We start from the raw sequence: 14,518 nt of genomic DNA, 5'->3' as shown, positions 1-14,518 counted from the left end.
GCTCCCGCAACGCTCGAGGAAATCATGTGGGACTTTCTGAACAGACGCTTCGAGGAACTTCTCGGCGCAGTAGTTTTGGCAGTCATGGCGTCTATCGCGTTCATCAACGTGATCGTACGCTACTGCACCAACTTTTCCTTTTCTTCATCCGAAGAGCTGACCGTCAATCTGTTCGTGTGGGTCGTGCTGCTGGGGACGGCCCGTGCCTTCCGTGAAGGGCACAACTTCTGCATGAACGTCCTCTACGATGCCATGCCCCGCAGAATCAGGCTCATCCTCTACCTCTTCGGCACGGCGTGCAGCGCGGCCTTCTTCCTCGCCCTGGTCTGCGAAGGCTCCCTTGAGGTCATGGACGAATACAGTCTGGACGTGGTGTCGGAATCCCTGGCGATCCCGGTGTGGCTGTACACCGCGGCGACACCCCTCTTCTCTCTGCTCATTCTCGTGCGCCTTTTCCAGAAGGTACGCGAGGACTTCCGCACGAACAACTACTAGGGGGACGGGATGGAGCTTTCGCTTTTTCACGATCCGGCGTTCTGGCTGCTCGTCGCCTTTGTCGTCCCGCTCGTTTTCCGCGTACCCATCGCCATCTCTCTGGGACTCTCCGCCCTGCTCGTGGCCTGGGTGTGGGACATGGGCGTGGACATGCTCTCCTATAATTTCTTCGCGGGCGTGGCCAAGGTTCCGCTGCTGGCCATCCCGTTCTTCATTCTGGCGGGCTTCATCATGGAGCGGGCGGGCATAGCTTCCCGCATCGTGCTTCTGGTCGAGACCCTTGTGGGAGATATGACCGGAGGACTGGCCGTTGCTACGGTAGGTGTCGCCACGTTCTGGGGCGCGGTGAGCGGCTCCGGCCCGGCCACGGTTGCAGCCTTGGGACTGATCCTCATCCCCGCCATGGTCAAGGGCGGCTATGACAAGCCCTTTGCCGCAGCCACGATGTCCGTATCCTCAGGGCTGGCCATCGTCATCCCGCCGAGCATCGCCTTCATCGTCTACGGCGGCATCGCCGATGTTTCCGTGCCCGCGCTCTTTGCAGCGGGCTTTCTGCCCGGCATGGTGGTGGCCCTGTTCCTCATGGGTTCCGTGTACCTGACTTCCCGGAAAAAGGGCTACCACGGAGCAAAACGCCGGATCCCCGTGAGCCGGGCGCTGCGCGAAGCCTTCTGGGGCATCATGACACCCGTGGTCATTCTGGGCGGTATCTACGGCGGCGTGTTCACACCCACGGAAGCTGCGGCCGTGGCCATTTTCTACGGCCTTTTCGTGGGGGTGTTCGTCTACCGGACCATTGATTCCCTGAGCATTCTTGCCGAGGTTCTGGTAGAATCCGTGAAGGCCACGGCCGTAATCATGTTCGTAGTTACCTGCGCAGGTCTTTACGCCTGGGTAGCCAGTACGGTGGGGCTTGTCGAACGCGGGGCGGCTGTCCTTCTTGCGCTCTCCGACAATCCCTGGGTTCTGCTCCTGCTCATCAACGTGATCCTGTTCATTGCGGGAATGCTGCTGGACGCCATTTCCATCTACTACGTCCTGCTGCCCTTCCTGCTGCCCATCATGAGTCATTTCGGTTGGGATCCCGTGTGGTTCGGCGTCATGATGACCATCAACCTGGCCGTGGGGCAGGTGACGCCGCCCGTAGCGGTCAACCTTTACGTTGGTGCCAAGATCAGCAACCTGACCATGGAACAGATCACGCCGCCCGTACTGCCCATGCTGGTAGCGTCCATGCTGGCGCTGGCCGTGATCGTACTCTTTCCGGAGATTTCGCTGTTCCTGCCCCGCATTCTCGGGCTGTAAGCCGTCATCAGGACACAAAACGCCCCGCTGGCCTCCCTTCTGTTCTTGAAAGGGGAGACGGCGGGCGTTTTTGTAGGGCGGAACAGAACCAAGGAGTGTTTTTCTGAAAGCGCAGGACGCCTTTCAATAGCCCACGGCGGAAAGACCGTCGCTGCGGGGATCGCAGCCCCCCTGAAGCAAGCCGGTCTCCGCGTCTATGCGTATGGCACCGGCGTGCCCCATGGTGTGCGCGTAGTCTTCCACCCTGTTCACCCTATGCCCGCGGCGTTTCAGCTCCTCAAATACTTCCTGCGCGAAACGCCCTTCCAGGCGGAGATCATTGCACTCCGCTCCCCAGGCGCGGCCGTAGAGCCAGCGCGGTGCGGCTATGGCTTCCTGCGGCGTCATGCCGAAGTCCACGATGCGTGTTATCATGGCGGCCTGGGTCTGCGGCTGGCCTTCACCGCCCATCGTCCCGTAGACCAGCCAGGGCTTTCCGTCCTTGAGAAGCATGGCCGGATTCAGCGTATGCATGGTTCTTTTCCCAGGCTCAAGCGCGTTGACATGACCGGGCCGCAGAGAGAAGAAGCAGCCCCGGTCCTGGAGCAGGACGCCCGTCCCTGCAGGTACAATACCCGATCCGAAGTCATGGTAGATGCTCTGGATAAGTGACACGGCGTTGCCGTCTCCGTCCACGACGCCCAGCCACACTGTATCGCCGTGGGGATCGAGAAGGGCGAGGGGTGTCCCGGCTCGGCGCATATCCAGTCGTGCCGCCTGCCGTTTACCGTGCTCCGGGGAGAGCAGGACGTCCAGAGGCGCCTGGACGAAATCGGGATCCGAGACCCATGCGTCCCTGTCCAGGAAGGCTTCCTTTGTGGCTTCCACAATGGCGTGGACACAATCGGCACTGGATTCACCCAGGCTCTGCACATCGAAGTTCTGGAGAATATTGAGAATTTCCAGCGAGGCCAGTCCCTGTGTATTGGGAGGCAGATTGCAGGCGGAAAAATCCCGATAGTTCACAGAAAGAGGCTTAACCCAGCCGGCACGGTGCGTGGCAAAGTCCTCGAGGGACAGAAGCCCGCCGTTCCTGGCCATGTCTTCAGCCACGGCACGGGCGAATGCGCCGGTATAGAACTCTGCGGCCCCGCCCTGAGCGAGACTTTCGAGGGTGCAGGCAAGGTCTGGCTGGCGCAGTATCGTGCCCTGCCGGAGAGCACGGCCACCGGGGAAGAAGATACGAGCCAGTTCCGGAAAACGCTGGAGGAAGCGGATGCCCGTCTCGTCCGGCGTAGCGTTTACGGCGCTTAGCTGGGCAAGAGAGGTACTCACCGGACAGCCATGCCGTGCGTAGGCAATGGCCGAGGCGAAAAGTTCGCACCATGGCAGACCGCGGCGCATGGTTTCGCGGGCAAAGCGGAATGCCTCATCCCAGCCTGACACTGCGCCGGGCACGGTGATGGCCGAGTCCCAGCCGCGGGAGGGAATGCGCGAAAGGCCTTTTTCCGCATAATATTCCATCGAGGCGCGTGCCGCTGCCCGTCCGCTGGCGTTGAGTCCGCGGAGCGTCTGCGTTGCGGAATCGAAGATGAGCCAGAAATTGTCCCCGCCCAGTGTGCACATGTGGGGATAGACCACGGACAGCACTGCCGCCGTGGCAATAGCTGCATCCACGGCGTTCCCGCCGCGGCGCAGAATATCCAGCCCTGCCTGAGCCGCCAGATAGTGCGGAGCTGTGACCATGCCCTGCATGGCCTCAGGACCGACGCTGTGCGAAGGAGAAACACAGTAGTTCATGCGGATTCTCCGTCAGTGTCTGTTTTCGCCGTCTTCATGTACCAGTTCGGAGAGTAAGTCTCCGACTTCGATGTAGTGCTGACGCAGGATCTCTTCTATGCGCAGAAGATCCCTGCTGTTCACGGCGTCGGCGATCATGATGTGACGGTCGTAAAATTCCTTGGGGGTAAACAGAGTACGCCAGTAGTGATAGTAGAGGAATTTGGCCAGCGATGAACAGGACGTACGGGCAAGATGGATAAGATAAGTGTTTGGGCAGGCCGAAAGCAGCGTCATGTGAAACTGCTCGTCAAGATCGGCGAGGGTATCGAGCTGCGTGGCGTGGTTGATTTCCGCATCCAGACGCCGGCACACTTCTGCAAAGGCATTTTCCTGTTTTTTTGTCCAGAGCCGGAGCGACTGGACGACACCAGCGCCTTCAAGAATGCCGGCCACGGCGTAGCTGTCACGGATCTCCGCAGCGCTCAGCGCGCGCACATATTTTCCTTTCTGGGGTTCAGAGACGATAAGCCCCCGCTGTCCGAGGAGGAGCAGTGCTTCACGCACGGGAGCGCGGCTGATGTGGAGTTCTTCGGACAAAGCGGCTTCCTTGACGGGGGCGCCTGGGGCCAGACGACCGGAGCGGATCATATTCTGGATATATTCGGCGGCCTGGATGCTGTACGTCTCTTTCTTGAAGTGCATTTTTGTACTCGAGGGCTGGTGCTTGCCAAAAGCAGCGGGGATGAAGGTTGAAAATCAACCGTCCTGACGGCATGACAATCAAGGATATACTTTTTTTTCGGCGTTGGAAACAGAGAAAACCAGAGCGAAAAACGCCGTCGTTCCAAAAAAAACGAGCCTTCCCACGTTCGCGGGAAGGCTCGCACACTGCTCCAAAGATGCGGAAAACTATCCGCGGAACGTGGACAGGTACGCGTAGAGCGCGGGAGAACCGCCGGTGTGCAGGAAGAGCACGTTGGCACCCTGCGGGAAGTGATCCTTGCGGATGAGGTCAATCATACCGGCCATAGCCTTGCCGCTGTACACGGGGTCAAGCAGGATGGCTTCGGTCTGAGCAAGCAGCTTCACTGCTTCGATCATGCCGGGGTTGGGCAGAGAGTAGCCAGGCTGATAGTAGGCATCATAGCAGACTACTTTCTCACGGGGCAGAGTGACGTTCACGCCGATGTGGTTCAGCGTGTTCTGCGCAAGATTGTACACCAGGTTTTCCTGTACATCGTGGGGGCGGCTCACGTCGATACCGGACATGGGGATATCAATGTTATTGCCCACGAAACCGGCGATCATGCCGGCATGGGTTCCTGCGCTGCCGCTGGGTACGATAACATGGTCGATGCTGAGGCCCATATCGAAAAGCTGCTGGGCGGTCTCCTGCGCACAGGCAACGTAGCCGAGCGCGCCGACAGGATTGGATGCACCTCCTGGGATAATATAGGGCTTTTTGCCCTCAGCACGCAGCTTGGCCGCAACTTTTTCCATTTCTTCCAGCATGGGGGAGCCGCCAGGAACTACGGTAATACTCTTCACGCCCATAAGCTGGTACAGGAAGTTATTGCCGGAGGCTTCGGGGTTATAGCTATTCTTCACGCGTTCTTCGAGTACGAGATGACAGTCCAGACCTTCATGGACAGCCCAGGCCAGGGTCAGACGGCAATGGTTGGACTGCACCGCACCGCAGGTGATGACCGTGTCCGCCCCCTGTTTCAGCGCATCGGCGATGGAGAAGTCGAGTTTGCGGGTTTTGTTGCCACCGCCGCAGCCAGGGAGCAGATCGTCACGCTTGATGTACACGTTGACCTTGCTGCCCAATGCTGCGGAAAAATTCGGCAGGTATTCGATGGGCGTGGGTTCCTTCACATAACCGCGGCGTGGAAACTTGGCGAGATTCATGAGTAACTACCTTTCTTTCTGTTGATGTCAAGCAAGCCGTTCGGGACAACTCGCCCGAACGAGTTCCCGTGCGAGGGCGTCTGTGGCGTCCACAACGGGAATATCCTGAAACAATGTTTCCGTGACGGCCAGAGGGATCTCTGTGCAGCCAAGAAGCAGGAGAGAGACGTGCTTTTCTGCAATCAAGCGCTGAGCCACACTGAGAAGGGCAGTCCTTGCCTCCTGCGTAACGGGGTCTGAGAAGGCTTTGATGCCGAACCGTGTATCACTGATGGCCTTCTGCATCAGCTCACAGTCTTCACCATCGGGGATAACGGCTTCCAGCCCGGCTTCCGCCAGAGCATTCTGATAAAGCCCTGTACGCAGTGTGGCTTCCGTCCCCATGAGACCAACAGGTCCGCCTGCTGGCTGCAAGGCACGGATATGCTCCACGGCACTGCGGATGATGGAGATAAAACGTATCTCCGGCGATGTCCGGTACAACTTTTCCAGCGCTCTGTCCAGTATTCCGGGACTGTGCGCCGTATTGCACGGCATACCGATGACCTCCGCACCGCCCCGGGCGAGACGGCACATGATGTCCCCGATAGCATCTCCCGGATTTTCGCTGCTTTGACCGAGGAGAAAGGTCGGACGCTCAGGAACCTTTCCGGGAAAAGAACAGAGCATGAGCGGCAGATGCTCCTGATCTTTGCGCGCAGCCGTATGGCGAAGGATCTTGCGAACCAGATCCAGTCCGGCGAAAGGCCCGAGGCCGCCGACCACACCGATGACGCGGAGCCTTTCGCCGCTGCAATTTTCCATATCGTTGCTGGCGAGCATAGCGAAATGAACCGGTCAGATATTTGCGGGAGCAGAATCGGCGCGGCCGCGCTCAAGCCTGGAGACCAGCAAGGCGCCGGCAGCGTCGCCGAGGACGTTGATTGACGTACGAGCCATGTCCATGATGCGGTCAACGCCGGCAATGATGGCAATGGCTTCCAGCGGAATGCCCACCTGCGTGAAGACCATGGTAATCATGACCAAGGCCGCCCCGGGCACGCCCATCGAGCCGATGGAGGCCAGAACGGCCATCAGAATGACGGTAAGCTGCTTATCTATGGGCATGGGGATGCCGTAGATGTCAGCGGCGAAAATGGCGGCCACGCCCATGTAGATGGCAGCACCGTCCATGTTGATGGTATTGCCCAGGGGGATAGAGAAGCTGGCCACGGATTTGCGCGCACCGAGCTTTTCCACGGAGAGCAGGTTTGAGGACAGAGCCGCTGCACTGGAGCAGGTGGTGAAGGCGATCATCAGAGGTTCGGAAATCCCCTTCAGGAAGGTTCCCGGACGGAGACCGGCCACACGCACACAGGGCAGGTAAACGATGAGTATCTGGAGGATGGATGCTGCGAACATGACCCCGACCAGCTTGATGAGCGGCAGGAGCACTCCAAGCCCGTGGTTGGCCACGGTGAACGCCATGAGACCGAACACACCGATGGGTGCGTAGTACATGACGATGCCGGTAATCTTGATCATGACCTCGGCGCAGGAATCAAAGAACACGAAGGCGGGCTTGCCCTTTTCCCCCAGCATGCTGAGCGCAAAACCGAAGAGGATGGCGAAGAAGATAACCTGAAGCATATTGCCCTTGGCAAGCGCTTCGACGGGGTTAATCGGCACGATGTCCATCAGCACCTTGACCAGCGGCGGAGCAGCGGCTTCCTTGGCCTTCAGGCCTTCCAGCGACAGGTCAAGTCCCGCGCCTGGATGGATGAGATTGGCCAGGAGAAGGCCGATAATGACGGCCACCGTGGTGGTGAGCAAATAGTAGACAATGGTCTTGGTGGCCACGCGTCCCAGCTCTCTGACATCGTAGACGCTGGCAGCGCCGGCCACGAGTGTGGTGAACACAAGAGGCACAACGACCATACGCACCAGCGTGATAAAGAGATCACCCAGCGGCTTGAACCAGCCGGCGGCCACGCCGGCGCTGGACGCCAGGCAGCCTGCAATGATGCCGAGCACCATACCTATGGCCATTTGAACAGGAAGACTCATTCGGGATTGCATACGCTGTACCTCCCAGTTTGAATGATGTTTCACCGAAACCGCACACCCTGGTTGTCTCCGTCGCTTTCTCGTATCGACTGTGCGGATGCCTGTCCTGCTGACAACAAAATCTCCTGTTGACACGGGGCGGAAGCGCGATGACCCGGTTCACCGGAGCCCGGCAGAGCAAACAGGCCTTAAGTCGAATGTAGACATTAAAGCGTTTCCGTTTTTGCCTGTCAATATCCAAAACAGGAAAAACAACTCGTTACCTTTTACTTGCCGATTTCTGCGCATGTTAACAAAAAGAGGAAAAAGCTCACAGGAAGGATTTGACGAAAACGCCGTTTGCACATAGCCTTATGTGCGCTGCCCCTTTTTCTTTCCACCGGCCCGGAGTATCCATGACTTCCCGCGCCCTCCTGCTTTTCCTCTCCCTCCTCCTTTCCGGCTGTTCCCTGTTCAGCGGCTTCGGCCTCTTCGGCTCTGCTTCTCCTGAAGCTCCGGCGGCACAGACGCACGGGCGTCTTTCCTCCTCCACAGTCTCGCCCGAAGCCCGCCAGATTCTGGAAGAAGCCCGCACCCTCTGGACGGACTCCGGGGAATGTATCGATGCGGAAGAAGCGACCCGCCTTCTGGACAAGGCTGTGCAGCTCGACCCCCTGGATCCGGCACCGCTCATACTGCGCAGCCGTTCTCTGAGCGATCAGGGCTATCTGGAAGAAGCCTTTGCAGACATCACACGGGCCATACAGCTTTCCCCCACAGCGGAAAGCTATGCCACACGCGGACTGCTTTGCCTCAAAATGAACCGCCCCGCCGGTGCGCGCCGTGACTTCGAGTACGCTGAAAAACTGAACCCGAACGAGCCTCTTCTCCATATTTACCGGGCTTCGGCGGCCTTTCTGGAAAAACGCCCGAAGGACGCCTGCGCCGGGCTTGAAAAGGGCTGTGCCCTGGGCGTATGCGGCCCCTGGGAAAAGGCCAAAGCCACGGGTCTCTGCTCCTGATGCGTCCCCCGGAAAATTTCAGGCGCAGCGCATGAAACGCAAGACGCTCCCCCTGATTTCTTCTCCTTTCACTCTCCCCGCAACCAACCCCACCAAGGCAACGAGGATCATGCCATGCTGAACATCGTACTCTCCGCCCTGCTGGCCTGCGTTCTGGCCGCGCCCGCGCTTGCCGCGGACGTTCTGAAAATCGGCACGCTTCCCGCTGCAGACTCCGTACTGCTCTACGCCGCCCGTGAAGACGGCGTCTTCGCCCGACACGGTCTGGACGTGGACATTGTGCCCTTCCAGAGTGCGCTGGAACTGGGAGCCGCCATGCGGGCGGGTGCACTGGATGGGCATTTCGGCGACATCATCAACGTGCTGATGCAGAACGAGACCGATGCACCCCAGGTCATCGTTGCCACCACGTCCCATTCCGCGCCTGAGGCCAGATATTTCGGTCTGGCCGTGAGTCCTCACTCGAAAATCAGCAGTCCGGACGAACTCACAGGCCGTACCTGCGCTATCGGCCGTGCCACCATCGTGGAGTTTATACTGGATGAACTGCTTGCACGTACGGGCGGCAGAGCGGACGCGCCGGAGAAACAGGACATCCGCCAGATTCCCGTGCGTGTCCAGATGCTGCTGGCCGGGCGCATGGACTCCGCGCTGCTTCCGGAACCTCTCCTGTCTCTGGTGGAGGCATCGGGAGCACGCGTCCTCCTGGACGACCAGGATCTGGACATCACGCTGGCGGTCATCGCTCTGCGCAGGCCGGAAAACGGCGTGGACAATGCCTTTGCGGACAAAGTCATACGCTTTCGCGCCGCCCTCGCGGAAGAAGCCGGGACACTGGACGCCAGGCCGGAGAAGCGCACGGCCCTGCTGAAAGCATTTCGGCTGCTTCCCGAAAAGGCCGAGGCGAACTACCGTGCCCCCCGTTTCGGCGATACTTCCGCTCTTCCCACAGAAAGCGACCTTGACCGGTACGCCGCCTGGATGGAACGGAAAGGACTGCTCAAAAAAGGTCTGCCCGACAGGACAGACATTGTGTTTCAGGAACGTTGAATGGGTTCGCTGCGCGTCACAGATCTGGGGAAGGACTTCCCCTCCGGTTCCGTGCTCGATGGCGTGAGCTTCACGCTGGAAGCAGGCGCATCGCTCGCCGTGATCGGGCCTTCCGGCTGCGGCAAGTCCACCCTGCTTTCCCTGCTCTCCGGTCTCACCAAAGCCAGCCGGGGCAGTGTTGAGCTTCCCGAGACCTGCCGCACAGCCTTCATCCTGCAGGATTACGGTCTGTTCCCCTGGAAGACCGTGTACGACAATCTTGTGCTTCCGCTCCAGCTCAAGGGGACGGGCCGCCGCGAAACGCAGGTGGCCGCCCGTGCCATGCTGGAAGAAATGGGACTATGCGGGCTGGAGCGCCGTTTTCCGGCGCAGCTCTCGGGCGGGCAAAGGCAGCGCGTGGCCATAGGCCGCGCCCTCATCGCCCGCCCTGACCTCCTGCTCATGGACGAACCTTTCGCCGCGCTGGACGCCATCGCCCGCGAGCGGCTTCAGGAACTGCTTCTGGCTCTCTGGAAACGCCGTGCCATGTCCTTCGTCCTCGTGACGCACAACGTCTCTGAAGCGGTTTTTCTGGGTAGATACATCATGGTTCTGCGCGGACGTCCGGCACGGCCCGCATTGTGGCTGGACAATCCCTGCTTCGGAAGCGACTCCGCACGCAGCGGCGCGGCGGGAGCGGCCATCGCGGAGCGCGTCCGCCGCGTACTGGATAAAGGCAGCTCATCGGAGGCAGGACAGTGAAGCGTCTGTTCTCCATCCTGAGCCGTTACGCTCTGGCCTTTGCCGCGCTGCTCCTGCTCTGGCAGATTGGAGCATGGACTTTGGGACCATACCTTCTGCCCGCGCCGCTGGACGTGCTCCACGCCTGGAGTGCCGCACTCCGTGGCCCGGATCTGCCGGGACATATTCTGAGCAGTGCCCGCCGCGTCGTCACGGCCATGCTGCTGGCCTTCGCCGCCGCCTTTCCGCTGGGACTGCTTCTGGGCTGCCGCCGCCGTCTGGACAGGGTGCTTTCGCCCCTGGTCTTTCTGACCTATCCCCTGCCGAAAATCGTACTTCTACCCGTGTTTCTGACCTTGTTCGGTCTGGGCGACCTTCCGAAGATACTGCTCATCGCCCTGACCACCGGCTATCAGCTCCTCGTGGTCACACGGGACAGTCTGCGCCATCTTGACGCCCGCTGTCTGGATGCCTTCCGCACCCTGGGCGGCACACCCGCGCAGCTCGTGCGCCATGTCCTCGTCCCCGCGGCGCTGCCTGATGCCATGACCGCCCTGAAGGTGGCCAGCGGTACGGCCGTAGCCGTACTCTTCATGGCCGAATCCTTCGCCACACGCAAGGGACTCGGCTTCCTCATCATGGATGCCTGGGGGCGCGGCGATCAGCTTGAGATGTTTTCAGGCATTCTCTCCATGAGTCTGCTGGGGCTGGCCGTCTACGAGACCTGCCATATACTGGAAAAGGTGCTCTGCCGCTGGAAAACGCTGGAAGCCCGGCGCTGACTCCCCCACTGAACCGCCTTGCTACCGGCGAACGACACTGCGCGGTCTGGTGCCGTCGGCCTCGCTCAGTATGCCGTCGCGCTCCATCTGATCCACAAAGCGGGCGGCGCGGTTGAAGCCTATGCGGAAGCGGCGCTGAAGCAGGGAAATGGATACCTTGCCGTTCTCCAGAGCGAACTGTACGGCCTCGGAGTACATGGGATCGTCCACAATATCGTTGCCCCGTGAGCCGATCTGCCCAACATCATCGGAAGAGTCCTCTTCCTCGCTGCCAAATTCCGCGAAGTCCACCTTGTAGTTGGGCTTCTGAAGTTTTTTCCAGTAGTCCACCAGCGCCGAAACTTCGGAGTCGCTCACAAAGGCCCCGTGGATGCGCTTCACCATACCCGTACTGGCCTTGAACAGCATGTCACCCATGCCCAGGAGCTTTTCCGCTCCCACGCCGTCAAGGATGGTGCGCGAATCCTGACTGCTGGTCACCTTGAAGGCTATACGGCATGGAAAATTGACCTTGATCAGACCGGTCACCACGTCCACGCTGGGGCGCTGCGTGGCAAGAATAAGGTGTATGCCCGCGGCACGGGCAAGCTGGGCCAGCCGGACGATACTGCCTTCGACTTCCTTGCGCTTGATCATCATGAGGTCGGCCAGCTCGTCCACAACGATGACCAGAAACGGCATGTTGGCAAGGTCTTCCGGTTCACCGGTCTCCGGATCTACGGGCACGGGGCCTCCGGCCTCCACCGCTTCCCGCAGTCTTGCCTGGCGCTCGTTGTAGCCCGTGATGTTGCGCACCTGCACCTTCGAGAACAGCGAGAGTCGGCGGGTCATTTCGTCGATGGCCCAGAGCAGCGCGTTCTTGGTGAGATCCATGTCCGTGACCACGGGGTGAACAAGGTGGGGAAGGTCGGCGTACATGGAAAATTCCACGCGCTTGGGATCTACAAGAATGAGCTGTACCTCATCCGGGCGGGCTCGGCAGAGGAGGCTGAGCAAAATGGCGTTCAGGCACACGCTCTTGCCCTGACCCGTGGCGCCGGCCACCAGCAGATGCGGCATACGCGCAAGGTCGGCCGAGAAGGGCCGCCCGCCCGTGTCCTTGCCCAGGGCAACAGTAAGCAGAGATTCCGCCCCGCGGAAGGTCTCGTCTTCCACAATCTCGCGGAAAAACACGGTGGCACGCTTCGGATTGGGAACCTCCACGCCCACGGTGTCCGTACCGGGTACAGGCGCCTGCATACGCACGGCCGTGGCCTTGAGTGACATGGCCAGATCGTCGGCAAGGTTGGTGATGCGCGTGGCCTTCACCCCCGGAGCCGGACGCACTTCAAACATGGTAATCACAGGGCCGGGCGTAATCCTGGCCAGCGTCGCGTGGACGTTGAAATTCTTGAGGCAGGTGATGACGGCCTCGCCCTGACGCTCCAGCACGTCGCTGTCCGGGCGCTCCTGTATCGCCGTGTCCGACAGGGGATCCAGCAGCTCCAGCGGCGGCAGAGGCAAAACACGGTGTTCCGGAAGTGCGGGCGCAGGTGCAGGAGCGGGCTGCTCTTCAGAGTGCTGCGCCGCCATAGCCTGCGACACAGCAACGGCCACGGAAGCGTATTCCTCATCCTGCGGAAATTTCCCCGCCGCTTCGGGCGCGGCAGACGTGGAGGCAAGGGCGGCTGGTTCGGCAGAAGACGCCGCTTCATGCCCCGGTGCCGGCCGGATAATCCTTGCGTAAGGGAAGGGCGGTGCGGGACGTGCCTCTCCGCCCTGCCGGTTTTCTGCAGAAGACGGGATGGCTGAGGATGCGGACGCGCTTCCCCGTGCGGGTTCGGGATCGGGGAGGATAGTCCTTGTGCCGAAGGGCGAAGACGCATCGGGCCGCAGTTCCTGCGGAGCAGACGGCGTCTGTACCGGACTTTCGGACAGAGTCGGGGACTCCTCCAGGTTCGCTGCCCCCACAGAAGCGGAGGAGGGGGCTGCAACAGAGGCAACAGAGGTGACTCCCGGCTCATCGGCGGGCGCAGCGTCAGGAAGAGATACAGCTTCCGGCACTGAAACCGCCTGAGAGGAATCCGCTGGTGCTTCAGATTTCTCCAGCCCTGAGGCCGCCGTGAACATGGCCGGGAAGTCGTCCGTCTCCATGTCCGCAGAGGCAGGAATGGCTATCGGCTCCACAGGTTCGTTTTCTTTCTGTGCGGTGTCTTCCCGTGGAAGCGGGTCGGGCGTCTGGGCCGAAGCGCTCACCTCTGCTTCGGGTACCGGACCTGTTTGGAACGGAACAGACGCAGATTCCACTTCCTCTTCAAGCACAAGGACAAACTCGTCGTCCGGCTCAGTGGAAGAGGCCATTTCTTCAGCATGTGCGTCCGGCATGAGCCTTTCAGGTTCGTCCACCAGTGTCAACCCCGGATCGACGGACAAGACCTCGTCATTCACTTCCGCCGGGGCAGGCACAGCAGAATTCTGCGCAGGTTCGGCAAGCTCCTTCTGCGACTCTCCAAGCTCGTGAGAAGATCCGGCAGCGGAAACGCCCTCAAGGTCAAGCGTCAGACCAGGCGCGTTCGGTGCAGGGCTTTTTTCCGTTTTTTTCTCGGAAAGGATGTCCAGTGTTGGGTGCGGAATCGCTTCCTTTTTGAGCTTCAGTTTTTCCAATACTGTCTTTATGGAGAATGACGGAAGAGAAAAGTTCTTCAGCGTTTCTCCCAGATGTGCGCCGGGAAGATCGAAGGTTTCACCAAAGGAGGGAACGAGAGTAATGGCCCGGGAGACAAAGCGGCCGAGAAGCGTCAGCCAGGAAACACTGAAGGAGAGTTCCATGGCAATAAGGAAGGCGAAGACCCAGAGCAGCACAGAACCGTAAGGACTGAGGAAGCGGTAGGAAATCTCACAGAGCTGCCTGCCCGCAAAACCACCGCCGGTCATACCATGGAACGCCATACCGGCAGCCGAGAAAAAGACTAGTGTGCAGAGATAGAGCAGCAGGTAGCCGATCCAGCGATACCACTTGAGCACCAGCCAGCGGGAAACCAGTCCTGCTCCCACGGCCAGAAAGAACAGTACCCAGAGAAAGGAAGCTATCCCGAACAGATCCACCAGAAAACCGGCAAGATACGCGCCGAACTGCCCGGCGGCGTTATGGATGGGGGCAACGTTGGTGGCCTGGTTGAACGTGGGGTCAGCGGCATTGTAGCTCCACAGACTGAGCAGCATCAGCAGCCCGCAGAAAAGAAAGAGCAGCCCGAAAAGCTCACGCAGCAGTCTGTGTCCGTACATACTTCACCTTGATAGTTCAAAAACGCCGAATCCCCGTGCCCCGCAGGGAACAGGTACGCCAGAAACGCGGCTTTCAGTTTACCGCGAGGCGGCCGCGTCAGACTTGTTTTTGCATTCGCAGTTAAACAAAACCGCCGTAAGGACGCGGAGCGGCCTTGCGGCAGTTCGGCAGTGCAAGGCTGC

The 14,518-nt window shown here is 60.1% G+C and carries 12 protein-coding genes; 6 read left to right on the top strand and 6 right to left on the bottom strand.

What is annotated here, in order from left to right; all coding sequences use genetic code 11:
• Nucleotides 1–24 precede the first annotated feature (24 nt).
• A complete protein-coding gene (locus Q0Z94_RS00265) occupies nucleotides 25–495 on the top strand; it encodes a TRAP transporter small permease (protein ID WP_298065748.1) in 471 nt (156 codons plus the stop codon).
• Between the two features lie 9 nt (nucleotides 496–504).
• Nucleotides 505–1,800 (top strand): TRAP transporter large permease subunit, encoded by a 1,296-nt coding sequence (locus Q0Z94_RS00260; protein WP_298065746.1) that lies wholly within the window; start codon nucleotides 505–507, stop codon nucleotides 1,798–1,800.
• A 123-nt stretch (nucleotides 1,801–1,923) separates the two neighbouring features.
• Here Q0Z94_RS00260 and ggt read toward each other — a convergent pair whose 3' ends face one another.
• The 5 genes from ggt to Q0Z94_RS00235 all read right to left on the bottom strand — a co-directional run bounded on the left by ggt (nucleotide 1,924) and on the right by Q0Z94_RS00235 (nucleotide 7,518).
• Nucleotides 1,924–3,579, bottom strand: coding sequence for a gamma-glutamyltransferase (gene ggt / locus Q0Z94_RS00255; protein ID WP_298065745.1), 1,656 nt, complete (start codon nucleotides 3,577–3,579; stop codon nucleotides 1,924–1,926).
• A gap of 12 nt (nucleotides 3,580–3,591) precedes the next feature.
• Nucleotides 3,592–4,263: a GntR family transcriptional regulator gene (locus Q0Z94_RS00250; RefSeq protein WP_298065743.1), complete on the bottom strand. Its 672-nt coding sequence runs from the start codon at nucleotides 4,261–4,263 to the stop codon at nucleotides 3,592–3,594.
• A gap of 207 nt (nucleotides 4,264–4,470) precedes the next feature.
• On the bottom strand, nucleotides 4,471–5,472 hold the full coding sequence (locus tag Q0Z94_RS00245) for a D-cysteine desulfhydrase (protein WP_298065742.1): 1,002 nt from the start codon (nucleotides 5,470–5,472) through the stop codon (nucleotides 4,471–4,473).
• A 27-nt stretch (nucleotides 5,473–5,499) separates the two neighbouring features.
• Nucleotides 5,500–6,294 carry an amino acid racemase gene (locus tag Q0Z94_RS00240; protein ID WP_298065741.1) on the bottom strand — a complete coding sequence of 265 codons (795 nt, stop codon included), beginning with the start codon at nucleotides 6,292–6,294 and terminating at the stop codon, nucleotides 5,500–5,502.
• Between the two features lie 15 nt (nucleotides 6,295–6,309).
• Entirely contained in the window at nucleotides 6,310–7,518 is a 1,209-nt protein-coding gene (locus Q0Z94_RS00235) for a dicarboxylate/amino acid:cation symporter (protein ID WP_298065740.1), read from the bottom strand.
• Nucleotides 7,519–7,913: 395 nt separating this feature from the next.
• Between Q0Z94_RS00235 and Q0Z94_RS00230 the strand changes: the two genes are divergently transcribed.
• The 4 genes from Q0Z94_RS00230 to Q0Z94_RS00215 all read left to right on the top strand — a co-directional run bounded on the left by Q0Z94_RS00230 (nucleotide 7,914) and on the right by Q0Z94_RS00215 (nucleotide 11,071).
• Entirely contained in the window at nucleotides 7,914–8,519 is a 606-nt protein-coding gene (locus tag Q0Z94_RS00230; RefSeq protein WP_298065739.1) for a hypothetical protein, read from the top strand.
• A gap of 114 nt (nucleotides 8,520–8,633) precedes the next feature.
• Nucleotides 8,634–9,569 carry an ABC transporter substrate-binding protein gene (locus Q0Z94_RS00225; protein WP_298065738.1) on the top strand — a complete coding sequence of 312 codons (936 nt, stop codon included), beginning with the start codon at nucleotides 8,634–8,636 and terminating at the stop codon, nucleotides 9,567–9,569.
• Complete coding sequence (locus tag Q0Z94_RS00220; RefSeq protein ID WP_298065737.1) at nucleotides 9,570–10,310, top strand: ATP-binding cassette domain-containing protein; 741 nt, start codon at nucleotides 9,570–9,572, stop codon at nucleotides 10,308–10,310.
• The gene (locus Q0Z94_RS00215; RefSeq protein ID WP_298065735.1) at nucleotides 10,307–11,071 is read left to right on the top strand and encodes an ABC transporter permease; all 765 of its coding nucleotides are present in this window, start codon (nucleotides 10,307–10,309) and stop codon (nucleotides 11,069–11,071) included. The genes Q0Z94_RS00220 and Q0Z94_RS00215 overlap by 4 nt, the downstream gene beginning before the upstream one ends.
• Before the next feature lie 21 nt (nucleotides 11,072–11,092).
• On the opposite strand, the gene Q0Z94_RS11805 is transcribed toward Q0Z94_RS00215, so the two are convergent.
• A complete protein-coding gene (locus tag Q0Z94_RS11805) occupies nucleotides 11,093–14,335 on the bottom strand; it encodes a DNA translocase FtsK 4TM domain-containing protein (protein WP_366517549.1) in 3,243 nt (1,080 codons plus the stop codon).
• Between the last annotated feature and the right edge of the window lie 183 nt (nucleotides 14,336–14,518).

This window comes from uncultured Mailhella sp., from assembly GCF_947631555.1.
In the GTDB taxonomy this organism is placed as follows: Bacteria; Desulfobacterota; Desulfovibrionia; order Desulfovibrionales; family Desulfovibrionaceae; genus Mailhella.
Note: the sequence above shows the minus strand (reverse complement) of the source record. Positions and strands in the feature narration are given on the sequence as shown.

What these genes read in the sequence shown, in the direction of transcription:
- Q0Z94_RS00265 (WP_298065748.1), top strand. Translation starts at nt 25, where the DNA reads ATGTGGGACTTTCTGAACAGACGCTTCGAGGAACTTCTCGGCGCAGTA.
- Q0Z94_RS00260 (WP_298065746.1), top strand. Translation starts at nt 505, where the DNA reads ATGGAGCTTTCGCTTTTTCACGATCCGGCGTTCTGGCTGCTCGTCGCC.
- ggt (WP_298065745.1), bottom strand. Translation starts at nt 3,579, where the DNA reads ATGAACTACTGTGTTTCTCCTTCGCACAGCGTCGGTCCTGAGGCCATG.
- Q0Z94_RS00250 (WP_298065743.1), bottom strand. Translation starts at nt 4,263, where the DNA reads ATGCACTTCAAGAAAGAGACGTACAGCATCCAGGCCGCCGAATATATC.
- Q0Z94_RS00245 (WP_298065742.1), bottom strand. Translation starts at nt 5,472, where the DNA reads ATGAATCTCGCCAAGTTTCCACGCCGCGGTTATGTGAAGGAACCCACG.
- Q0Z94_RS00240 (WP_298065741.1), bottom strand. Translation starts at nt 6,294, where the DNA reads ATGCTCGCCAGCAACGATATGGAAAATTGCAGCGGCGAAAGGCTCCGC.
- Q0Z94_RS00235 (WP_298065740.1), bottom strand. Translation starts at nt 7,518, where the DNA reads ATGAGTCTTCCTGTTCAAATGGCCATAGGTATGGTGCTCGGCATCATT.
- Q0Z94_RS00230 (WP_298065739.1), top strand. Translation starts at nt 7,914, where the DNA reads ATGACTTCCCGCGCCCTCCTGCTTTTCCTCTCCCTCCTCCTTTCCGGC.
- Q0Z94_RS00225 (WP_298065738.1), top strand. Translation starts at nt 8,634, where the DNA reads ATGCTGAACATCGTACTCTCCGCCCTGCTGGCCTGCGTTCTGGCCGCG.
- Q0Z94_RS00220 (WP_298065737.1), top strand. Translation starts at nt 9,570, where the DNA reads ATGGGTTCGCTGCGCGTCACAGATCTGGGGAAGGACTTCCCCTCCGGT.
- Q0Z94_RS11805 (WP_366517549.1), bottom strand. Translation starts at nt 14,335, where the DNA reads ATGTACGGACACAGACTGCTGCGTGAGCTTTTCGGGCTGCTCTTTCTT.